The organism is Pseudomonas sp. B40(2017), from assembly GCF_002112855.1.
GTDB classification, from domain to species: domain Bacteria; phylum Pseudomonadota; class Gammaproteobacteria; order Pseudomonadales; family Pseudomonadaceae; genus Aquipseudomonas; species Aquipseudomonas pharyngis.
The window spans coordinates 546429-568564 of the sequence record NZ_NEIT01000005.1 but is presented as its reverse complement, the minus strand read 5'-3'; the positions used below and the strand labels follow the sequence as shown (position 1 = coordinate 568564).

The window sequence follows — 22136 nt, the reverse complement described above, 5'->3', positions numbered from 1 at the left end:
AGGGAGTTAAACCATGCTCGGTCATTGGCGCACATTCCAGGCTTTCTCACTGCTCGTGTTTCTGGGGCTCGGCGGCTGCGCGTCATGGTTTACCGACGACGCCCGCGACCCCGCCGTGCACCTGGTGAAAGTCGAAGTGGTGCGCGCCAAGTTGCTGGAACAGAAATTCATCCTGCACTTTCGCATCGACAACCCCAATGACAGCGACCTGACCGTGCGCGGCCTGGAATACCGCATACACCTGGCCGACATGCTGCTGGCCGAAGGCGAGCACGAACACTGGATCACGGTGAACCCCAAAAGCAGCGCGTTTTACAAGGTGCCGATCCGTACCAACCTGTGGCCAAAGGTGAAAGAGGTGGTGAAAATGCTGAAAAACCCGAACCAGCAGATTCCCTATCGACTGGAGGGCGAGATGGAAACCGGTTTATTCATCGCTCACTACGTGCACCTGGCGCGCAATGGCGTGATAATCCCCGCCGATTTGATTACGGAGTGACCCCGATGACCCAGCAACCTCATGTCCATGGCCCAGACTGCAACCACGATCATGACCATCACCACCATGATCACGACCATGGCCATGTCCACGGCCCGAACTGCGGCCACGCCCACCAGGAACCGGTGCGCAACGCCCTGAAAGACGTTGGCCGCAACGACCCTTGCCCCTGCGGCAACGGCAAGAAATTCAAGAAGTGCCACGGCGCTTGATGTTTCAGGCAATTATCTTCTTCGCCTGAGATACCGACTTCGCGAGCAAGCCAGCTCCCACCTTCGACCGTATTCCTTCTGACGGAATGCAGGCAAATGTGGGAGCGGGCTTGCTCGCGAAGGGGCCGGCCCATTCACCGGAAGCTTTTCAGCCTGCCGCCAGAATCCGCCCGGTGCTGACCACCGTCGCATACTCCCCGTGCAAATTCCCCAGCGACATCGCATGTACCTCTTGCGCCGAACGCAAAGTGCCGAAATAGTCGGCCTTGTCGAAGGTAAAGCACGCATCCTCCGCCACCCACGCGTCAAACCCCAGATTGCCCGCCGTGCGCGCCGTGGACTCCACCGAGTTGTTCGTCGCCACGCCGACAATGATCAACTGCTCGACCCCCGCCTCACGCAACTTCGCCTCAAGCCCCGTCGCACAAAACGCATCCGGCACCTGCTTCTGGATCAGCCATTCGCCGTCCTGCGGCAAAAACCTGTCCTGAAACTCCACCCCTTCCTGCTCGGGCCAGAACACCGAATCCGGCGAGCGCGACAGGTGCTGCACGTGGATCACCGGCCGTCCACTGCGCCGCCAAAAACTCAGCAGCTCAAGAATCCGCTCCTCGGCCGACGGATTATTCCGCCGCCCCAGACGCGGTTCCAGAATGCCTTTTTGCTGGTCGATGATGATCAGTGCAGCGTTGGCCTTGAGCGCCATGGCGATTTTTCTCACGCGGGGTCATTGAATTTCCCGTACTTGAGCATCACCTCCTGTGGTTAAGCAAGCTATCGAACGCACACAGGACAACCTGAAGCCGGCGTTTGCTGTCCGTACGTAAGCCATTTTCCTGATTTGGAGTTTTCCATGATCGACCTGTATTACTGGACCACGCCCAACGGCCACAAGATTTCCCTGTTCCTCGAAGAAGCGGGCCTGCGCTACGACGTGCACCCGATCAACATCAGCCAGGGCGAGCAGTTCCAGCCGCATTTTCTGAAAATCGCACCGAACAACCGCATCCCGGCGATCGTCGATCATGAGCCGGCCGACGGTGGCGAGCCGTTGTCGCTGTTCGAATCCGGGGCGATCCTGCTGTACCTCGCGGAAAAGACCGGCAAGTTCCTGCCCAAGGACCTGCGTGGCCGCCAGGTGGCCCTGCAATGGCTGTTCTGGCAAATGGGCGGGCTGGGGCCGATGGCCGGGCAGAACCATCATTTCAGCCAGTTCGCCCCGGAAAAAATCCCCTACGCGATCAAGCGCTACATCGATGAAACCGCGCGCCTGTACGGGGTGCTGGACAAGCAACTGGCCAACAACGAGTTCGTGGCCGGCAGTGAATACAGCATCGCCGACATGGCGATCTACCCGTGGATCGTCTCGCACAAATGGCAGAGCCAGAATCTGGAAGACTTCCCGAATGTGCAGCGCTGGTTCAACCACATCAAGGATCGCCCGGCGACCGTGAAGGCCTACGCGCTGGTGCAGAAGATCAATCCGCCGAAGGCTTGAGTCACCCGGCCTGATCGTTCCCGCGCGCGGGAACGATCAACGGGAAGAAATAACCGCTCGCCCCGCTTGCGCGGCCCCCTCCTGCTCACTAACGTAGCGGCTTTATTGCGTCCCCAGCCTCTACACCCCCGCAGGAGCTTTGCCATGGCCTCGCCAGCCCTTTCACATTTTCTTCCCCGGTTCGGCGTTGCCGCTGCAGTGGCCGGTGTTCTGAGCCTGACCGGTTGTCAGACCTGGAACGCCCAGGACACCCTCCCGCCGACCTCCGGTGTGCAGCCGCTCAAGGGCCTGGCGCAGAACGTTTCGGTACGCCGCAATGCCATGGGCATGCCGCTGATCGAAAGCAACAGCTTCCACGACGCACTGTTCGCCCTCGGCTACGTTCACGCCAGCGACCGGATCAATCAGATGGTCACCCTGCGCCTGCTGGCTCAGGGCCGTCTGGCGGAAATGTCCGGTTCGTCGATGCTCGACGCCGACCGCTACATGCGCGCCGTCAACCTGAAGAAAAGCGCCGGCGAGCTGTACAAGGCTTCGTCGCCACGGCTCAAGCGCTTCTTCGAAGTCTATGCCCGGGGCGTCAACGCCTACCTGTTCAGATATGCCGAGAAACTGCCGGGGGATCTGGCTTCCAGCGGCTACAAGCCTGAATACTGGAAACCCGAAGATTCGGCGCTGATCTTCTGCCTGCTGAACTTCAGCCAGTCGGCCAACCTGCCGGAAGAAATCGCCTCGCTGGTGCTGGCGCAGACCGTGACCAACGACAAACTGGCGTGGCTGACCCCGTCCGCCCCCGACGAAAACCTGCCGCTGGCCGAAGCCGACAAGCTGCAAGGCATCAAGCTCAACGGGCAGATTCCGGGGCTGACGGAGCTGAGCAACGCCAGCGAACAACTGGCAGCCCTCAACCTGCTGGGCACTCAATCGTCGAACAACTGGGCCGTCGCCCCGCAACGCAGCCGCAGCGGCAAGAGCCTGTTGGCCAGCGACAGCCATGGCCCGCTGGCCGCGCCGTCGCTGTGGAGTTTCGTGCAGATCCGCGCGCCGAAATACCAGGCCGCCGGCGTGACCGTGGCCGGTCTGCCGATGGTGCTCGGCGGTTTCAACGGCAAGGTGGCGTGGAGCCTGACCAGCGTGCTCGGCGATAACCAGGACCTGTTCCTGGAAAAAATCCGTCGTCAGGGCAGCACGTTGTCCTACGAGGTCAACGGCAAGTGGCAACCGGTCGCCGTGCGCAACGAAACCTATTTCGTCAAAGGCCAGCGGCCGATTCGTGAAGCGGTGTACGAAACCCGCCATGGCGCGCTGCTCAACAGCACCCAGGCCGCTGCTCAGGGCGCAGGCTTTGGCCTGGCCTTGCAGACCCCGAGCTTCACCGATGACAAATCCCTCGATGCGTTTTTCGATCTGAGCCGCGCCCAGAACGTTGAACGCGCGTCGGACGCCAGCCGGGAAATCCGCGCCATCGCGCTGAACCTGGTGTTTGCTGACGCCAGCAACATTGGCTGGCAAGTTACCGGGCGCTTCCCCAACCGCCGCGAAGGTGAAGGCCTGCTGCCGTCGCCGGGCTGGGAAGGTCGCTACGACTGGGACGGTTACGCCGACCCGATGCTCCACCCCTACGATCAGGACCCGGCCCAGGGCTGGCTCGGCACCGCCAACCAGCGGGTCATTCCTCACGGCTACGGCATGCAACTGTCGAATTCCTGGGCGGCGCCGGAACGTGGCGAGCGTCTGGCCGAACTGGCTGGCAGCGGCAAGCATGACGGTCGCAGTGTGATCGCCATGCAGTACGACCAGACCACCACCTTCGCCGCCAAACTGAAGAAAATGTTCGAGGCACCGGGCATGGCGCAGCCGCTGAAACAGGCGATGGACGCACTGCCGGAAGCCGAGCGCAGTAAGGCGCGCGAGGCCTATACCCGCCTGATGGCGTTCGACGGCAAGCTCAGCCCGACCTCCGCCGATGCGGCGATCTACGAGCTGTTCCTGCAGGAAAGCATGAAGCAGATCTTCCTCGACGAACTCGGCCCGCAGAGCAGCCCGGCGTGGAAAGCCTTTGTCGCCAATGGCGATCTGTCCTACGCCGCCCAGGCCGATCACTTGCTGGGCCGCGAAGACAGTCCATTCTGGGACGACGCCCGCACCCCGCAAAAAGAAGACAAACCGGCGATCCTCGCCCGCAGCCTGGCGGCAGCGATCAGCGCCGGCGACAGCCAACTGGGCGGCGACCGCCGGGCCTGGCAGTGGGGCAAACTGCACCGTTACGAGTGGAAGAATGCCAGCGGCCAGACCGTTCGCGGCCCAATTGCGGCGGGCGGCGACCACACCACCCTCAACACGGCGGCGTTTGCCTGGGGCCAGGATTTCAACACCACGCGTGCGCCGTCGATGCGTTTCATCGTCGACTTCGGTCAGAGCGAGCCGTTGATGGGGCAGAACGGGACGGGGCAATCCGGGAATCCGGTCAGCCCGAACTACTTGAACGGAATCGATCCGTGGCTCAAGGGCCAGTACATTGGCTTGCCGATGCAGCCGCAGAACTTTGACCGGGTGTATGGCAAGACGCGGTTGACGCTTACTCCCGGCAAATAGCGCTACTCCCCAAAAGATCAAAAGCCCCCTCACCCTAACCCTCTCCCTTAGGGAGAGGGGACTGATCGGGGGATGCTCAAGAAGTTCGCCGACCTGAACTTGCTGCACCGAATCCAGATTCGTATTGCTGCTTGAAAGATCCATAATCGACGCGATCTCACAGGTCGATGTCCCTCGCCAAACACCCCCGTAGGCTCCCTCTCCCTCCGGGCGGTCCGACGCTTCGGGAGGGCTGGGGTGAGGGTGCTTTCGAAAATCAATAGAACTTCTGACTTCGCGCCAACCTCATAGCTAACAAGTCCCTCCATTCCGGTAATGCCATGGACCTTGTTATCGCCCGCCCCGAAGGCCTCTACTGCCCCGCCGGGGACTTCTACATTGACCCGTGGCGGCCCGTCGAGCGTTCGGTGATCACCCATGCCCACGGCGACCACGCCCGTGGCGGCAATCAGCATTACCTGGCCGCCAGCGCCGGCGAAGGAATTCTGCGTGCGCGTCTGGGCGCGGACATCAACCTGCAAACCCTCGACTACGGCCAGCGCCTGACCCACCACGGCGTCACCCTGAGCTTTCATCCCGCCGGTCATGTGCTCGGCTCGGCCCAGGTGCGGCTGGAATACGGCGGCGAAGTCTGGGTCGCGTCAGGCGATTACAAGATCGAACCCGACGGCACCTGCGCGCCGTTCGAACCGGTGCGCTGCCACACCTTCATTACCGAATCGACCTTCGGCCTGCCGATCTACCGCTGGCAGCCGCAGGCGCAGGTGTTCGCCGAAATCAATCAGTGGTGGCAGGCCAACATCGAGGCCGGCAAGGCCAGCGTGCTGTTCTGCTATTCGTTCGGCAAGGCCCAGCGGATTCTCCACGGCATCGACGAAACCCTCGGGCCGATCCTCAGCCACGGGGCGGTCGAGCCGCTGAACCGCGTGTACCGCGAGGCCGGCGTCTACCTGCCGCCAACGATCTACGCCGGCGAGGTGAAAAAGAACGACCCGATGATGCGCCAGGCGCTGGTCATCGCCCCGCCCTCTGCCGGCGGCAGCAGCTGGATGCGCCGGTTCGGCGATTACAGCGACAGCTTCGCCAGCGGCTGGATGCGCCTGCGCGGCACTCGTCGGAGGCGCGGCGTGGATCGCGGTTTCGTACTTTCGGATCACGCCGACTGGCCCGGCCTGTTGTGGGCCATCGAACAGACCGGCGCCGAGCGGGTGATGGTCACCCACGGCTCGATTGGCGTACTGGTGCGCCATCTGCGCGAAAAAGGGCTCGACGCACAAGGTTTCAACACCGAATACGGTGACGATGAAGAAGAGCTTTCCAGCGCCACGCCTGCGATGGCCGAGGTGCAACCATGAAAGACTTCGCCGGGTTGTACGCCGAACTCGACGCCACCACCTCGAGCAACGCCAAACTGGCGGCGATGCAAACCTACTTCGCCCAGGCGCAACCACAAGATGCCGCCTGGGCCGTGTACTTTTTGTCCGGCGGGCGGCCACGGCAACTGGTTCCGGTGAGAGTTCTGCGCGAACTCGCTGTTGAAACGTCGGGGCTTGAGCCATGGCTGTTCGAGGAGAGCTATCAAGCGGTCGGCGATCTGGCGGAAACCATTTCGCTGGTGCTGCCGGAACACCCGCACACGTCGCGGGCCGGGCTCGCCGAATGGATCGAAGACAAACTGCTGCCCCTGCGTGGTGAAACCCCGGAATACCTCGCCCACCAATTGCCCGCTCTGTGGGCGCAACTGGATCGGCCGAGCCTGATGCTGTGCATCAAACTGATCACCGGCAGCTTCCGGGTCGGCGTGTCCAAACTGCTGGTGACCCGCGCCCTGGCCGCCATGGCCGGGCTCGACAGCAAACGCGTGGCGCAACGGCTGGTGGGTTACACCGACCTGTCCAACCGGCCGAACGCCGCCGCTTACCTGAAACTGATCGCCCCCGAATCCAGCGACGAGCACGCCCAGCGCGGCGGCCAGCCCTACCCGTTCTTCCTCGCCCACGCGCTGGCGCAACCGGTTGAAACCTTCGAGGCCCTGCTCGGGCCGCCGAGCAACTGGCAGGTGGAATGGAAGTGGGACGGCATTCGCGCACAGGTGGTCAAGCGTGACGGGAAACTGTGGGTCTGGTCGCGCGGCGAGGAATTGGTCACCGAGCGTTTTCCCGAATTCGACACGCTGCTGCACGGTTTACCCGACGGCACGGTGATCGACGGCGAGATCGTAGTCTGGAAGAACAACCGCCCGGTCACCGAAGACGCGTTCGATCCGCAGTCGACAGAAGCCCCGGCGGTGCAACCCTTCGCACTGTTGCAACAACGGATCGGCCGCAAGTCACTGGACCGCAAAATCCTCGAAGACGCGCCGGTGGTGATACTCGCCTACGACCTGCTCGAATGGCAGGGCGAAGACTGGCGCAACCAGCCCCAGGCCAGGCGTCGCGAGCAACTGGAGCAGGTCATCGCCCGCTGCAACAACCCGGTGCTGCTGCCTTCGCCGATTCTGACGGGTGATGACTGGTTCGACCTCGCCCGCCAGCGCGAAGCCTCCAGACGACTGGGGGTAGAAGGCATGATGCTCAAGGCCAGGGATGCGATGTATGGCGTCGGTCGCACCAAGGACATGGGCGTGTGGTGGAAATGGAAGGTCGACCCGTTCAGCGTCGACGCGGTGTTGATCTACGCCCAGCGCGGGCATGGTCGCCGCGCGAGCCTCTACAGCGATTACACCTTTGCGGTGTGGGACGGCCCGCCTGGTTCCAGTGCCCGGGCGCTGGTGCCCTTCGCCAAGGCCTATTCCGGGCTGACCGACGCGGAAATGCGCGAAGTCGACAGCATCGTGCGCAAGACCACAGTCGAAAAATTCGGCCCGGTCAGCAGCGTCAAGCCGAGTCTGGTGTTCGAACTCGGTTTCGAAGGCATCGCCCTCTCCCGCCGGCACAAGAGCGGCATCGCCGTGCGCTTCCCGCGCATGTTGCGCTGGCGCCAGGACAAAACCGTGGACGAGGCCGACAGCCTGGCGACCTTGCAAGACCTGTTGGTCTGATCCCTTCCCCCACGCCTCCCCGATCGTTCCCACGTCGAAGCGTCGAACCGTCCGCGTGGGAATGCAGCCGGGACGCTCCGCGTCCCATCCAGCGCCGGACGCAGAGCGTCCATTGAGGCATTCCCACGCAGAGCATGGGAACAATCACGCCCATAAACAGTGCAACTGATTCTCCGTGCCCGTTTTCGTGCACTGACCGGCCCCGGCATGCACTTGCTGCACCTTTTAAAACACTTGTTCGGGACTCTGGTTCGGAAATTGCTACTTTCTATAAGTCGTAAGCGCTCCAGTAACAATCATTCCGCGCCACAAGCGCTCATATTGGTTCTTAGGGATTGAATAATGAAAAAAGCATTGCTGACCCTTTCTGCACTGGCGTTGTGCATGGCCGCCGGCTCCGCGCTGGCCAAGGAATACAAAGAACTGCGGTTTGGCGTTGACCCTTCCTACGCACCGTTCGAGTCGAAAGCGGCAGACGGCAGCCTGGTTGGCTTCGACATCGATCTAGGCAACGCCATCTGCGCCGAGCTGAAGGTCAAGTGCAAATGGGTCGAAAGCGACTTCGACGGCATGATTCCGGGCCTCAAGGCCAATAAATTCGACGGCGTGATCTCGTCGATGACCGTTACCGAAGCCCGTGAAAAAGTCATCGACTTCTCCAGCGAGCTGTTCTCCGGCCCGACGGCCTACGTGTCGAAAAAAGGTTCGGGCATCACCGACGACGTCGCTTCCCTGAAAGGCAAAACCGTCGGCTACGAGCAAGGCACCATCCAGGAAGCCTATGCCAAAGCCGTGCTGGACAAGGCCGGTGTGAAAACCCAGGCCTATCAGAACCAGGACCAGGTGTATTCCGACCTGACCTCCGGCCGTCTCGATGCGGGCATTCAGGACATGTTGCAGGCCGAACTGGGCTTTCTGAAGTCGCCGCAGGGCGCCGATTATGAAGTCAGCAAGCCGGTCGACAACCACTTGCTGCCAGCCAAGACCGCTGTCGGTATTAAGAAAGGTAACACCGAGCTGAAAGCGCTTTTGGATAAAGGTATCAAAGCGTTACACGATGATGGCAAATACGCCGAGATTCAAAAGAAACACTTTGGCGATCTGAATCTGTACAGCGGCAAATAATGCCCCGGCGCCCATCTTCCATGGGCGCCTTTTTCATTCAGTCAGGTTGCTGATTTATGTTCGAAACCCTCTTACAAAATCTGGGGCTCTCCGCCTTCAGCCTCAAGGGCTTTGGCCCTTTGCTGTTGGAAGGCACCTGGATGACCATCAAATTGTCGGCGTTGTCGCTGCTGGTGGCCGTGTTGCTCGGCCTGCTCGGCGCCAGTGCCAAGCTGTCAAAAGTCAAACTGCTGCGCCTGCCCGCCCAGCTCTACACCACGCTGATTCGCGGGGTGCCGGACCTGGTGCTGATGCTGCTGATCTTCTACAGCCTGCAAACCTGGCTGACGACGCTCACCGATTACCTGGAATGGGAATACATCGAGATCGACCCGTTCAGCGCCGGGGTCCTGACCCTGGGCTTCATTTACGGCGCGTACTTCACTGAAACCTTTCGCGGGGCGATTCTCGCCGTGCCGCGCGGCCAGGTCGAAGCCGCCACCGCCTATGGCCTCAAGCGCGGCCAGCGCTTTCGCTTCGTGGTGTTCCCGCAAATGATGCGCTTCGCCCTGCCGGGCATCGGCAACAACTGGATGGTGATGCTCAAGGCCACCGCGCTGGTTTCGATCATCGGCCTGGCCGATCTGGTCAAGGCCGCTCAGGATGCCGGCAAGAGCACCTATCAACTGTTTTACTTCCTGGTCCTCGCCGCGTTGATCTACCTGCTGATCACCAGTGCCTCGAATTTCATCCTGCGCTGGCTCGAACGCCGCTACGCCGCCGGTGCCCGGGAGGCCGTACGATGATCGAACTCCTGCAGGAATACTGGAAAGCCTTCCTTTATACCGACGGCCAGAACATCACTGGCCTGGCGATGACGATGTGGCTGCTCAGCGCCTCGATCTTCTTCGGTTTCATCGTGTCGATTCCGCTGTCGATCGCCCGGGTCTCGCCGCACTTCTACATTCGCTGGCCGGTGCAGTTCTACACCTACCTGTTCCGTGGCACGCCGCTCTATATCCAGCTGCTGATCTGCTACACCGGGATCTACAGCCTGGCCGCCGTGCGCGCGCAGCCGCTGCTCGACAGTTTCTTTCGCGATGCGATGAACTGCACGATCCTGGCCTTCGCCCTCAACACCTGCGCCTACACCACGGAGATTTTCGCCGGGGCTATCCGCAGCATGAACCACGGCGAAGTCGAAGCGGCCAAGGCCTACGGGCTGACCGGCTGGAAGCTGTATGCCTACGTGATCATGCCGTCGGCGCTGCGCCGTTCGTTGCCGTACTACAGCAACGAAGTGATCCTGATGTTGCATTCGACCACCGTGGCTTTCACCGCGACCATCCCAGACATCCTGAAAGTCGCGCGGGACGCCAACTCGGCGACCTTCCTGACCTTCCAGTCGTTCGGCATCGCCGCGCTGATCTACCTGACCATCACCTTTGCGCTGGTCGGCCTGTTCCGCCTTGCCGAACGCCGATGGCTGGCGTTCCTCGGCCCGACCCACTAGGACCCTTTAGAGATGCGTCATCAGATACACGACCTGCTGGCCCCGCTGCCGGGGACCGCACGACAGATCCACAGCTTTCATTTCGGCCCGGACAAGGCCCAGGGCAAGATCTACATCCAGTCATCGCTGCACGCCGACGAACTGCCCGGCATGCTCGTGGCCTGGCACCTCAAGCAGCGTCTGGCGGAGCTGGAAGCCGCCGGCCGCCTGCGCAGCGAAATCGTGCTGGTGCCGGTAGCCAACCCGGTCGGCCTCGAACAGGTGCTGATGGACGTGCCGCTGGGCCGCTACGAACTGGAGAGCGGACAGAATTTCAACCGCTGGTTCGTCGACCTGAGCGAGGAAATCGGCAACGAGATCGAAACACAGCTGTGCGACGACCCGCAGCGCAACCTCGAGCTGATCCGCGCCAGCCTGCGCAATGCCCTCGCCCGCCACACCGCCACGACTCAGCTGCAATCCCAGCGTCTGACCCTGCAACGGCTGGCCTGCGATGCGGACATGGTGCTCGACCTGCATTGCGATTTCGAATCCGTGGTTCATCTCTACACCACGCCCGAGGCCTGGCCGCAGGTCGAGCCGCTGGCGCGCTATATCGAATCCCAGGCGAGCCTGCTGGCCACCGACTCCGGCGGCCAGTCGTTCGATGAGTGCTTCACCCTGCTGTGGTGGCAATTGAAGGAGCGCTTCGGCGACCACTTCGAGATACCGCTGGGCAGTTTCTCGGTCACCGTCGAGTTGCGCGGTCAGGGGGATGTCACCCATCCGCTGGCCAGTCGCGATTGCCAGGCGCTGATCGATTACCTGATCCATTTCGGCGCCATCGTCGGCGAACCCAAAGCCTTGCCGGCCCTGCCACATCCCGCCACACCGCTGGCCGGCGTGGAACCGGTGGCCACCCCCGTCGGCGGCCTGCTGGTCTATACCGCCACGCCCGGCCAGTTTCTGGAAGCCGGGCAGAAAATCGCCGAAATCATCGACCCGATCAACGACCGGGTTACGCCAGTCCATTGCACCGCTTCCGGTCTGCTCTATGCCCGCTCGCTGCGGCGCATGGCCACCGCCGGGATGGTGATCGCCCACGTCGCGGGCGCCGAAGCCTATCGCAGCGGCTATCTACTTTCGCCTTGAGGATGCCTGTCCCATGTACAAATTGACCGTTGAAGGCCTGCACAAAAGCTATGGCGACCATCAGGTGCTCAAAGGCGTGTCGCTCAAGGCCAGGACCGGCGACGTGATCAGCCTGATCGGCGCCAGCGGCTCGGGCAAAAGCACCTTTTTGCGCTGCATCAACTTTCTCGAACAACCCAACGACGGCGCGATGAGCCTCGACGGCCAGGCGATCCGCATGGTCACCGACCGCCACGGCATGCACGTCGCCGACGCCGATGAACTGCAACGCCTGCGCACCCGCCTGGCGATGGTGTTCCAGCATTTCAACCTGTGGAGCCACATGACCGTGCTGGAAAACATCACCATGGCCCCGCGCCGGGTGCTGGGTTGCAGCAAGCAGGAAGCCGACGACCGCGCGCGGCGTTATCTGGAAAAGGTCGGTTTGCCGGCGCGGGTGGCGGATCAGTACCCGGCGTTCCTCTCCGGCGGCCAGCAGCAACGGGTGGCTATTGCCCGGGCTTTGGCGATGGAGCCGGAAGTCATGCTGTTCGACGAACCGACCTCGGCGCTCGATCCGGAACTGGTCGGCGAAGTGCTCAAGGTGATTCAGGGCCTGGCCGAGGAAGGCCGGACCATGATCATGGTCACCCACGAAATGAGCTTTGCGCGCAAGGTGTCGAGCCAGGTGCTGTTCCTGCATCAAGGGCTGGTGGAGGAAGAAGGCGCGCCGGAAGAGGTGCTGGGCAATCCGAAGAGCGAACGCCTGAAGCAATTTCTCAGCGGCAATCTCAAGTAAAACTATTGCCCGGTCGGCGCGGTCATTGAAGGAACATCTTCAGAGCACACGTCGCCGGCATGGGCACTTCCACCGACTTCGCCAAACACTGGTTCAGCGCCCGCGACTGGAAGCCGTTCGCCTTTCAGAAACAGGTGTGGGCCGCGGTCAAACGTGGCGAGTCCGGCCTGCTGCATGCCAGCACCGGCGCCGGTAAAACCTACGCGGTTTGGTTTGCCGCGCTCAATCGCTTTGCCCGCTCCGGGCCTGTTGCTGAAACCACCCGTAAACGCAAACCACCCGCCGAACCGCTGACCGTGTTGTGGATCACCCCGATGCGGGCGCTGGCCGCCGACACCGCGCGCGCCCTGCAAGCGCCGCTGGACGATCTGCAGATCCCCTGGAGCGTCGGCCTGCGCACCGGCGACACCGGCAGCAGCGAACGCGCCCGGCAGAACCGGCGCCTGCCCACCACACTGATCACCACCCCGGAGAGCCTGACCCTGATGCTTGCCCGTGCCGACGCGCAAACGGCGCTGTCGACGCTGCGCATGGTCGTGGTGGATGAGTGGCACGAATTGCTCGGCAACAAGCGCGGCGTGCAATTGCAACTGGCCCTCGCCCGACTGCGCCGCTGGCACCCGGGGCTGATCGTCTGGGGCGTTTCAGCGACGCTCGGCAATCAGTCCCACGCCGAACAGGTGCTGATCCCACAGGGCGGTGGCGTGAGTATTCAGGGGCAAAGCGAAAAGTCGCTCAAGGTCGACACCTTGCTCCCACCGGCCATCGAGCGTTTTCCCTGGGCCGGGCATATCGGCTTGAAGATGTTGCCGCAGGTGGTCGCCGAACTGGACGTCTGCGCCAGCAGCCTGGTGTTCACCAACACCCGGGCGCAATCGGAAATCTGGTATCAGGCCTTGCTGGAAGCGCGGCCGGACTGGGCCGGATTGATCGCCCTGCACCACAGCTCGCTGTCCCGTGACACTCGCGACTGGGTGGAACAGGCGCTGAAGAACGGCCAACTCAAAGCCGTGGTCTGCACTTCCAGTCTGGATCTGGGGGTGGATTTCCTGCCCGTGGAGCGGGTGCTGCAGATTGGCTCGGCCAAAGGCGTGGCGCGGCTGATGCAGCGTGCCGGACGTTCGGGGCATGCGCCCGGCAGAACGTCGCGGGTCACCCTGGTGCCGACCCACAGCCTGGAGCTGATCGAAGCCGCAGCCGCCGGCGATGCCGTAGCGCAGCGGCGGATCGAACCGCGACTGTCACCGCACAAACCGCTGGATGTGCTGGTGCAACATCTGGTCAGCATGGCCCTGGGCGGTGGCTTTGTTCCCGATGAGCTGTACGAAGAAGTCCGTGGCGCCTGGGCCTATCGTGACCTGACGCTCGCGGACTGGGCCTGGGCGCTGGCTTTCGTACGCCACGGCGGGATGTCGCTGACGGCGTACCCGGATTACCGCCGGGTCGAGCCGGATGAGCACGGAATCTGGCGCGTCCCCGACGCCCGCCTGGCGCGCCGCCATCGCATGAGCATCGGCACCATCGTCAGCGATGCCAGCATTCATCTGAAGTTCTGGAGCAAGGGCGGTGGCGGCAAACAACTGGGCAGTGTTGAAGAAGGTTTTATCGCACGCCTCAAACCCGGCGATGGGTTTCTGTTCGCCGGTCGCTTGCTGGAGCTGGTGCGGGTGGAAAACATGACCGCCTATGTCAAACGCAGCACGGCGAAAAAAGCCGCGGTGCCGCGCTGGAATGGCGGGCGCATGCCGCTCTCCAATGAATTGGCCGAAGCGGTGGTCAGCCGGTTCAGCGCGGCGGCACAAGGCGAGTTTGCCGGCCCGGAAATGCAGGCCTTGCGACCGCTGCTGGAAACGCAGATGCGCTGGTCAGGCCTGCCGACCGTCAACAATCTGCTGGCCGAAGTGTTGAAATCCCGCGAAGGCTGGCACCTTTTCCTCTATCCGTTTGCCGGACGTCAGGTGCACCTGGGGCTGGCCAGCCTGCTGGCGTGGCGGGTCAGTCAGCGCCTGCCTGTGACCTTCTCGATTGCGGTCAACGATTACGGACTGGAATTGCTCAGCGCCACGCCCGTTGACTGGTCTGTGCAACTGGATGGCGCCCTGCTCAGCCCTGAGGATTTATTGCGCGATGTACTTGCCAGCCTCAACGCAGGCGAACTGGCGCTGCGCAGGTTTCGGGAAATTGCGCGGATTGCCGGACTGGTGTTCGCCGGTTACCCCGGCGCGCCGAAAAGTACCCGTCAGGTCCAGGCTTCCAGCGGGCTGTTCTTCGAAGTGTTCAAACAATACGACGCCGGCAACCTGCTGCTGGCCCAGGCTGGGGAAGAAGTCCTGCGGGAAGAACTGGATATTCGTCGACTGGAACAGACACTGGAGCGAATCAACCGGATGAAACTCGATATGCACTTGATCAAACGTCCGACACCGCTCGGCTTTCCATTGCTGGTGGAACGCATGCGCGAAAGCATGAGCTCGGAAAAACTCGCTGACCGCATCCGGCGTATGGTCGGCGATCTGGAGAACACCGCCGACAAGGGCCAATCCCGATGAACGCGCCCTATCCCGTACGTCTGGCGGGCGAAGACCTCTGGTTGCTGCCGGAAAAGGCGCTGTACTGGCCGGCGCAGCAGACGCTGCTGATTGCCGATGTGCATTTCGGCAAAGCGGCCGCTTATCGTCGCCTGGGGCAGCCGGTGCCGCAGGGCACTACGACCAGCAACATTGCCGTGATCGAGCAGTTGCTGGCGAAACTGCCATGTCGGCAATTGATCTTTCTTGGGGACTTTCTGCACGGGCCCGGCTCCCACGCCACGGGCACCTTGAACGAATTGGCTCGGTGGCGCGAACGGCATAAGGATCTGCCCATCACACTGATTCGCGGCAATCACGACAAGCGGGCGGGCGATCCACCGCAGTCGCTGAATATCAGGGTGGTGCCGGAGCCCATGCTGCTGGGCCCCTTCTCGCTGCAGCACGAGCCGGATCCGCACCCTGAACGGCACGTCCTCGCCGGGCACGTACACCCGGTTTATCGATTGATCGGCAAGGGGCGCCAGCGTTTGCGGCTGGCGTGTTTCAGGCTGGGGGAACGCATCAGCCTGTTGCCGGCCTTCGGCGCCTTCACCGGCGGTTATCCGGTGGAGAAGGAAGACAGCTGTCGGATCTTTGTCATTGGCGACAACGAAATTTGGCCCGTCGGCTGACGTCCTGTTCAGGATTCAGCCGACGGGCCATACGTTAAATCAGGCGACGGGCGCGGGTGGCGGTTTGTCCGGCAACGTAGGTTCGCCGGGCTCGGTCGGTTCTTCGTTGGGGGTATCGGGATCGGGCTGGTGAGGGATTCCGCCGGCCGTCGCGATGGGTGGGTGTGCCAACAACGACCAGGCCATTACGCCAACCTGATTGGGCTCGAGCCTTGCCAGTTCGGCAGTGATTTGCGGATCGATCTTCATGGAGCACTCCTCGGCGAAGGCCCGTCCCGCTGTTCGCGAAACGGGCAGTACACCTCATAGAGTGTCTACCCGCCGAAGAATTCCCGGTAACTGCCGGATGGACGGATCAGGTACGCGGCAGCGTCACGCCACGCTGGCCCTGATACTTGCCGGCACGGTCCTTGTAGGAGACTTCACATTCTTCATCGGATTCGAGGAACAGCATCTGCGCTACGCCTTCGTTGGCGTAGATCTTCGCCGGCAGGTTGGTGGTGTTCGAGAACTCCAGGGTCACCTGGCCTTCCCACTCGGGCTCAAGCGGGGTGACGTTGACGATGATGCCGCAGCGGGCGTAGGTGCTCTTGCCCAGGCAGATGGTCAGGACGTTGCGTGGAATACGGAAGTACTCAACGGTCGTGGCCAGGGCGAAGGAGTTTGGCGGGATGATGCAGACGTCGCTGTGGACGTCGACGAAGCTGCCGGCGTCGAAATTCTTCGGATCGACGATGGCCGAATTGATGTTGGTGAACACCTTGAAATGATTGGTGCAGCGCACATCGTAGCCGTAGCTCGACACACCGTAGGAGATCACACGGCTGTCGTCGCTGCCGCGTACCTGGCGCTCGACGAACGGCTCGATCATGCCGTGTTCCTGCGCCATGCGGCGAATCCACTTGTCCGATTTGATGCTCATGGCGGGTGTCCTGAATAGCGAGGTGGAAAAAATCTGTCCGGCATCTTACCGGGCGCGCCGCCGGGTTCAAAGTGCGGGGTGCAATTCTCGCCGAACGTGCGGGATTTACGCGGCTTCGCGACGAACCGTCACACCGTCGATCCCTAAAACAGAGAAACCTTCGCAAGAAGCATTGGCACGTTCCGGAAAAAGGGTTAAGGTGGCGCCACTGTGCTGCTTGTGTCACTGAGAATCTCTACACGATATGTTGAATTTCGATCCAACCATCTACAAGAATTTTTCCTGCTCTTTGCACTCAGTCTCGGCCAGGGTTCTTCCTGAGTCGCAGTTATCTTTGTTCAAGGAGTTACACCATGTCTAATCGCCAAACCGGTACCGTTAAGTGGTTCAACGATGAAAAAGGCTTCGGCTTCATCACTCCACAATCCGGTGACGACCTGTTCGTTCACTTCAAAGCTATCCAATCCGACGGCTTCAAAAGCCTGAAAGAAGGCCAACAGGTTTCTTTCATCGCTACCCGCGGTCAGAAAGGCATGCAAGCTGAAGAAGTACAAGTTATCTAACTTGTAGCTTCTTTAGAAAAAGGCCCCGCCCTCAAAAGCGGGGCTTTTTTGTGGGCGTCTGTTTTTCCGGGCGCAAAAAAAGATCGCAGCCCGTGAAGGCTGCGATCTTTTGCGTTGCTTACCAGGCCACGCCGAAACCGGCGGTGTAGCGGGTCTTGCTCAGGTCCGCATCCTCGGTGCCGCTGATGATGTCGCGTTCGGCCTTGAGGTTGAGCGAGGCCCACTCGGTGACTTTGTAGCGCAAGCCCATTTCCGCATCCAGCGCGTAATCGGCGACGCCGGACAGTGGCTTGCCGACTTCGCCATTGGTGAAGAACTCGACCTTCTTGCCGATCAGGTAGCGGTTGTAGTCCCACTTCATGGCGACCGAATAGAAGTTGTCCTTGCTGCCATCGCGGTACTCGTAATCGGTTCGGTTGAGCAGCGAACCCAGGGAGAACGCTCCCAGCTCGTCATCCCAGAACTGGTAACCCGGGCCGGTACCCACCACGCGCTGGCGCGCCAGCTCTTCGATGTGATCGCGCTTGTAGTTCAACCGCCCCTGCCAGAACCATTGATCAGTGAGGAAGCGGTCGAGCGAGTACTCGGCGCGCCAGTTATCGGTGGTGGTCACGTCGTCCTGCACTTCGCGGTTGTATTCGCCCTCGGCGATATGGCGCCAGCGGCCGTGACGAGCAGTGGTCTTGAAGCCGACATCGTAGTCGTCGGTATCTTTCTCGGCGCGCTGGTAGTCGAGCGCCAGATCGACGTTGCCCTTCCACACCAGATCCTCGACCACCGGTTTCGGCTTGAGAATTTGCTGAATGCTCGCCAACTCCACGGTTTTCGGCGCCTCGCCGTTGGCCAGAGTGACCTTGCCATCTTCGGCAGCACTCAGGGACTTGGCCTTCTCGCCGTTGTAGGCGTCCTGCTTGACCAGCAGTTCCTGATCGCTCTCCAGGGTCTTGACCTGCTTCCAGTCGATGGTGACGGCGCCGGCGTACTGGGTCTGGACCAGCAACTTGCCGCCGTCGAACAGCGTGATTTTACCGCTCAGCTTGTCACCGTTCTTCAACCAGACGGTGTCGGCAAGCAAAGGTGTGGACGCACTGAAGACAGCAAGGCACAGCAGGGTTCTGGACAACATAAGCGAATCGAAGACTCAAGTTTGCGAAAAAAGGGTCGGCATTATCCGTAGGAATAATTCCCTGACAAGGAGTGACCCGGCTAATTCTGTTGAGTTCATTTCTCAATTGCCCATCCACCGATTACGCTTAAGCACATAACGCGATCAAGTTCAGGAACCGCGCACGTGACAGACCCGATGCATGCCTGCGAAAACGATCCGCAAATCCGACGCACGGCACTCTATTCCACCCTCGCCCAAGTGCCTGAGGGCAAAGTCGTCAGCTATGGTCAGTTGGCCGAACTGGCGGGGTTGGGGCGCGCCGCCCGCTGGGTCGGCCGGACCCTGAGCCAATTGCCCGGCGACACCAAACTGCCCTGGCACCGCGTGCTCGGCGCCGGCGGTCGGATCAGCCTGCCGGCGGGCAGCCCGTCCGGGGACGAACAGCGGACGCGATTGCGTATGGAAGGCATCACCGTCCTGAACAATCGTGTGGATATTCGGCGCCATGGCTGGCGTCCGGTAGAGCACAGCGGTTAGAGTGCGCGCTTTGTTTTCGCAATCTTGAGGCAGACTTCAGCCCATGCCCCGTAAAACCTGGCGCGCCGCGCTCGCCGCCTATGCCAGTCCTTCGACGCTCGTGCTGTTGTTGCTGGGTTTCGCCGCCGGCCTGCCGTACATGCTGGTGTTCTCGACACTTTCGGTCTGGCTGCGTGAAGCCGGTGTGGCCCGTGAGACGATCGGCTACGCCAGCCTGATCGGTCTTGCCTACGCCTTCAAATGGGTCTGGTCGCCCCTGCTCGACCAATGGCGCCTGCCGTTGCTGGGCAAGCTGGGTCGCCGCCGTTCGTGGCTGGTGCTCTCCCAGACGCTGGTAATCCTCGGCCTGATCGGTATGGGTTTTTGCGACCCGCAGAAACACCTGTCCTGGCTGATAGCCATCGCCGTGGTCGTGGCGTTCGCTTCCGCCACCCAGGATATCGCGGTCGACGCCTATCGCCTGGAAATCGCCGAAGACAGCCGTCAGGCCGCGCTGGCCGCCAGCTATATGTCCGGCTATCGGATCGCCGCCCTGCTCGCGACCGCGGGTGCGCTGTTCTTCGCCGAGGGCTTCGGCTCTACAGGCTTCAAGTACCAGCATTCGGCCTGGACCGGCACCTACGTGCTGTTCGGTGCCCTGATGGTGCCTGCCCTGCTCACCACCCTGCTGATGCGCGAGCCGCCGGTGCCGTTGCGCACCCAGTTGCAGGCGGGGCGTTACACCTTCATGCATCAGTTGATGTCGGTGTTCGTGCTGATCATTTTGCTGGTCTCCGTGCCGGCCATGTTCACCCAGCTCTACAACACCGATTTCGCCAGCGTGCTGTTTGGCGACATGAGCCCGCTGGACCTGCTGCTGGAAGACCGGGCGTTCCTGCGCGCAATTCTCTACACCACGCTGACCTGCCTGTGCCTCTCGGCCATGGGCCGTCGCGGTCTGGCGCCAGTGCTGACGCCGGTCAACGACTTCATCCTGCGCTACCGCTGGCAGGCGTTGCTGCTGCTCGGCCTGATCGCCACCTATCGGATGTCCGACACGGTGATGGGCGTGATGGCCAACGTGTTCTATATCGACCAGGGTTTCACCAAGGACCAGATCGCCAGCGTCAGCAAGATCTTCGGTCTGATCATGACCCTCGTCGGCGCCGGCATGGGCGGTCTGCTGATCGTGCGCTTCGGCATCCTGCCGATCCTGTTCATCGGCGGTGCCGCGTCGGCGGGCACCAATCTGCTGTTCCTGATGCTGGCCGACATGGGCCCGAACCTGCAGATGCTGGTGGTGACGATCTCTCTCGACAACTTCAGCTCCGGCCTGGCCACCTCGGCGTTCGTCGCCTACCTGTCGAGCTTGACCAACCTGAAGTTCTCCGCCACCCAGTACGCGCTGCTAAGCTCGATCATGCTCCTGCTGCCACGCCTGATCGGCGGCTACTCCGGGGTGATGGTGGAGAAGTTCGGTTATCACAACTTCTTCCTGATCACCGCGCTGCTCGGCGTTCCGACCCTGGTGCTGATCGCCCTGCACTGGTTCCAGGAAAGCCGCCGCGAAGGCCCGACGCCGACCCCGGAACCTGCACCGACCTCCGTCGTGGAAGAATCGTAAGACATCTCGCACCCGGCGAGAGGGTTTGCGCCGGGGCTGCACTTCTGTACGTCGGCGGATCTCGCCGTTACACTGCTCCGTCATTTCCAGTCATAGCAACCGACAACGGCCAACCATGCGCACCAGTCAATTTTTGCTCGCCACACAGAAAGAAACGCCTTCCGACGCGGTCGTGATCAGCCATCAGCTGATGCTGCGCGCCGGCATGATCCGCAAACTCGCCTCGGGCCTGTACACCTGGCTGCCGATGGGCTTGCGAGTGATGCGCAAGGTGGAAGCCATCGTTCGTGAAGAAATGGACGCCGCCGGCTCTCTGGAAGTGTTGATGCCGAGCACCCAACCGGCCGAGCTGTGGCAGGAATCGGGGCGCTGGGAAGAATACGGCCCTGAGCTGCTGCGCATCAAAGACCGCCACGGTCGTGATTTCTGCGCGGGCCCGACCCACGAAGAAGTGATCACCGATCTGATGCGCAACGAGTTGAGCAGCTACAAACAGCTGCCGATCAACCTGTACCAGATCCAGACCAAATTCCGTGACGAGATCCGTCCACGCTTCGGCCTGATGCGCGGTCGCGAATTCATCATGAAGGACTCCTACTCGTTCCATGCGGATCAGGCGTCGCTGCAGATCACTTATGACCGCATGCACGAAGCGTACTGCAACATCTTCACCCGCCTGGGCCTGAAATTCCGTCCGGTGGAAGCCGACAACGGTTCGATCGGTGGTGCCGGCTCCCACGAATTCCACGTGCTGGCCGAGTCCGGCGAAGACGATATCGTCTTCAGCAACGGTTCCGACTACGCAGCGAACATCGAGAAAGCCGAAGCCGTGCCGCGTGAAACCTCGCGCGCCGCGCCAAGCGAAGAGCTGCGTCTGGTCGATACGCCAGACACCAAGACCATCGCGGCCCTGGTGGAAAAATTCAATCTGCCGATCGAAAAGACCATCAAGACCCTGATCGTGCACGCCGAAGAAGAAGGCAAGCTGATCGCCCTGATCATTCGCGGCGACCACGAGCTGAACGAAATCAAGGCTGCCAACCAGCCAGGCGTTGCCAGCCCGCTGGTCATGGCCTCCGATGCCGAACTGCGTGACGCCATCGGCGCCGGCGCCGGCTCCCTCGGCCCGCTGAACCTGCCGCTACCGATCATCATCGACCGTTCGGTGGAGCTGATGAGCGACTTCGCCATCGGTGCCAACATCGACGACAAGCACTACTTCGGCGTGAACTGGGAGCGTGATCTGCCGGTTCCGACCGTGGCCGACCTGCGCAACGTCGTGGCCGGCGACCCGAGCCCGGACGGCAAGGGCACCCTGGAAATCAAGCGCGGCATCGAAGTCGGGCACATCTTCCAGCTGGGCAACAAGTACAGCAAGGCGATGAAGTGCGAAGTGCTGGGCGAGAACGGCAAGCCGGTGACCCTGGAAATGGGTTGCTACGGTATCGGTGTGTCCCGCGTGGTGGCTGCCGCCATCGAGCAGAACAACGATGAGAACGGCATCATCTGGAGCGACGCCCTGGCACCGTTCCAGATCGCTCTGGTGCCACTGCGCTATGAAACCGAGCTGGTGCGTGAAGCCACCGACAAGCTGTACGCGGAACTGACCGCGGCCGGCTTCGAAGTGCTGCTGGACGACCGCGACAAGAAAACCAGCCCGGGCATCAAGTTCGCGGACATGGAGCTGATCGGCATTCCGCACCGGATCGTGGTCAGCGACCGCGGCCTCGCCGAAGGCAACCTGGAATACAAGAGCCGTACCGAAGGCCAGGCGCAAGCGCTGCCGGTTGCCGACGTGCTGTCCTTCCTTCAGGCCCGTATCCGCCGCTGA

General features: G+C 61.8%; 21 protein-coding genes. 17 read left to right on the top strand and 4 right to left on the bottom strand.

Annotated features, from left to right (window positions below):
* Positions 1-13: 13 nt before the first annotated feature.
* Together CAF76_RS16765 and CAF76_RS16760 are read left to right on the top strand one after the other, a co-directional pair.
* On the top strand, positions 14-499 hold the full coding sequence (locus tag CAF76_RS16765) for an LEA type 2 family protein (RefSeq protein WP_064593919.1): 486 nt from the start codon (positions 14-16) through the stop codon (positions 497-499).
* A gap of 5 nt (positions 500-504) precedes the next feature.
* On the top strand, positions 505-711 hold the full coding sequence (locus CAF76_RS16760) for an SEC-C metal-binding domain-containing protein (RefSeq protein ID WP_007955014.1): 207 nt from the start codon (positions 505-507) through the stop codon (positions 709-711).
* Positions 712-859: 148 nt separating this feature from the next.
* Here CAF76_RS16760 and CAF76_RS16755 read toward each other — a convergent pair whose 3' ends face one another.
* The gene (locus CAF76_RS16755) at positions 860-1417 is read right to left on the bottom strand and encodes a cysteine hydrolase family protein (RefSeq protein WP_085647840.1); all 558 of its coding nucleotides are present in this window, start codon (positions 1415-1417) and stop codon (positions 860-862) included.
* A 147-nt stretch (positions 1418-1564) separates the two neighbouring features.
* Between CAF76_RS16755 and CAF76_RS16750 the strand changes: the two genes are divergently transcribed.
* The 11 genes from CAF76_RS16750 to pdeM all read left to right on the top strand — a co-directional run bounded on the left by CAF76_RS16750 (position 1565) and on the right by pdeM (position 15572).
* Entirely contained in the window at positions 1565-2209 is a 645-nt protein-coding gene (locus CAF76_RS16750; protein WP_064593916.1) for a glutathione binding-like protein, read from the top strand.
* 144 nt (positions 2210-2353) lie between these two features.
* Positions 2354-4804, top strand: coding sequence for a penicillin acylase family protein (locus CAF76_RS16745; RefSeq protein WP_085647839.1), 2451 nt, complete (start codon positions 2354-2356; stop codon positions 4802-4804).
* Positions 4805-5124: 320 nt separating this feature from the next.
* Positions 5125-6159, top strand: coding sequence for a ligase-associated DNA damage response exonuclease (locus CAF76_RS16740; protein WP_039771341.1), 1035 nt, complete (start codon positions 5125-5127; stop codon positions 6157-6159).
* Complete coding sequence (locus CAF76_RS16735) at positions 6156-7844, top strand: ATP-dependent DNA ligase (RefSeq protein WP_085647838.1); 1689 nt, start codon at positions 6156-6158, stop codon at positions 7842-7844. Before CAF76_RS16740 ends, CAF76_RS16735 begins: the two co-directional genes overlap by 4 nt.
* Before the next feature lie 342 nt (positions 7845-8186).
* Complete coding sequence (locus CAF76_RS16730) at positions 8187-8969, top strand: transporter substrate-binding domain-containing protein (RefSeq protein WP_011332769.1); 783 nt, start codon at positions 8187-8189, stop codon at positions 8967-8969.
* A gap of 56 nt (positions 8970-9025) precedes the next feature.
* Complete coding sequence (locus CAF76_RS16725; protein ID WP_085647837.1) at positions 9026-9754, top strand: ABC transporter permease; 729 nt, start codon at positions 9026-9028, stop codon at positions 9752-9754.
* Positions 9751-10461, top strand: a complete 711-nt coding sequence (locus tag CAF76_RS16720) for an ABC transporter permease (RefSeq protein WP_011332767.1) — start codon at positions 9751-9753, stop codon at positions 10459-10461. Before CAF76_RS16725 ends, CAF76_RS16720 begins: the two co-directional genes overlap by 4 nt.
* 12 nt (positions 10462-10473) lie before the next feature.
* Positions 10474-11592, top strand: coding sequence for a succinylglutamate desuccinylase/aspartoacylase family protein (locus CAF76_RS16715; RefSeq protein ID WP_085647836.1), 1119 nt, complete (start codon positions 10474-10476; stop codon positions 11590-11592).
* 13 nt (positions 11593-11605) lie between these two features.
* Positions 11606-12370 carry an ABC transporter ATP-binding protein gene (locus CAF76_RS16710; protein WP_039771333.1) on the top strand — a complete coding sequence of 255 codons (765 nt, stop codon included), beginning with the start codon at positions 11606-11608 and terminating at the stop codon, positions 12368-12370.
* Between the two features lie 59 nt (positions 12371-12429).
* Complete coding sequence (locus CAF76_RS16705) at positions 12430-14919, top strand: ligase-associated DNA damage response DEXH box helicase (protein ID WP_085647835.1); 2490 nt, start codon at positions 12430-12432, stop codon at positions 14917-14919.
* Positions 14916-15572 carry a ligase-associated DNA damage response endonuclease PdeM gene (gene pdeM / locus CAF76_RS16700; RefSeq protein WP_085647834.1) on the top strand — a complete coding sequence of 219 codons (657 nt, stop codon included), beginning with the start codon at positions 14916-14918 and terminating at the stop codon, positions 15570-15572. Before CAF76_RS16705 ends, pdeM begins: the two co-directional genes overlap by 4 nt.
* 39 nt (positions 15573-15611) lie before the next feature.
* Here the strand turns inward: pdeM and CAF76_RS16695 are convergent, their stop codons facing one another.
* Positions 15612-15821 (bottom strand): hypothetical protein, encoded by a 210-nt coding sequence (locus CAF76_RS16695; RefSeq protein WP_085647833.1) that lies wholly within the window; start codon positions 15819-15821, stop codon positions 15612-15614.
* 106 nt (positions 15822-15927) lie between these two features.
* Positions 15928-16494 carry a dCTP deaminase gene (gene dcd / locus CAF76_RS16690; protein WP_007954988.1) on the bottom strand — a complete coding sequence of 189 codons (567 nt, stop codon included), beginning with the start codon at positions 16492-16494 and terminating at the stop codon, positions 15928-15930.
* Positions 16495-16847: 353 nt separating this feature from the next.
* Between dcd and CAF76_RS16685 the strand changes: the two genes are divergently transcribed.
* Positions 16848-17057 carry a cold-shock protein gene (locus CAF76_RS16685; protein WP_002554837.1) on the top strand — a complete coding sequence of 70 codons (210 nt, stop codon included), beginning with the start codon at positions 16848-16850 and terminating at the stop codon, positions 17055-17057.
* A gap of 118 nt (positions 17058-17175) precedes the next feature.
* Here the strand turns inward: CAF76_RS16685 and CAF76_RS16680 are convergent, their stop codons facing one another.
* Complete coding sequence (locus tag CAF76_RS16680) at positions 17176-18183, bottom strand: DUF481 domain-containing protein (RefSeq protein WP_064593901.1); 1008 nt, start codon at positions 18181-18183, stop codon at positions 17176-17178.
* 177 nt (positions 18184-18360) lie between these two features.
* On the opposite strand from CAF76_RS16680, the gene CAF76_RS16675 reads away from it, so the two are divergent.
* From CAF76_RS16675 to CAF76_RS16665, 3 genes are all read left to right on the top strand, one after another.
* The gene (locus CAF76_RS16675) at positions 18361-18702 is read left to right on the top strand and encodes an MGMT family protein (RefSeq protein ID WP_256579625.1); all 342 of its coding nucleotides are present in this window, start codon (positions 18361-18363) and stop codon (positions 18700-18702) included.
* 43 nt (positions 18703-18745) lie between these two features.
* The gene (locus CAF76_RS16670) at positions 18746-20305 is read left to right on the top strand and encodes an AmpG family muropeptide MFS transporter (protein ID WP_011332760.1); all 1560 of its coding nucleotides are present in this window, start codon (positions 18746-18748) and stop codon (positions 20303-20305) included.
* A gap of 115 nt (positions 20306-20420) precedes the next feature.
* Positions 20421-22136, top strand: a complete 1716-nt coding sequence (locus CAF76_RS16665) for a proline--tRNA ligase (RefSeq protein WP_039771325.1) — start codon at positions 20421-20423, stop codon at positions 22134-22136.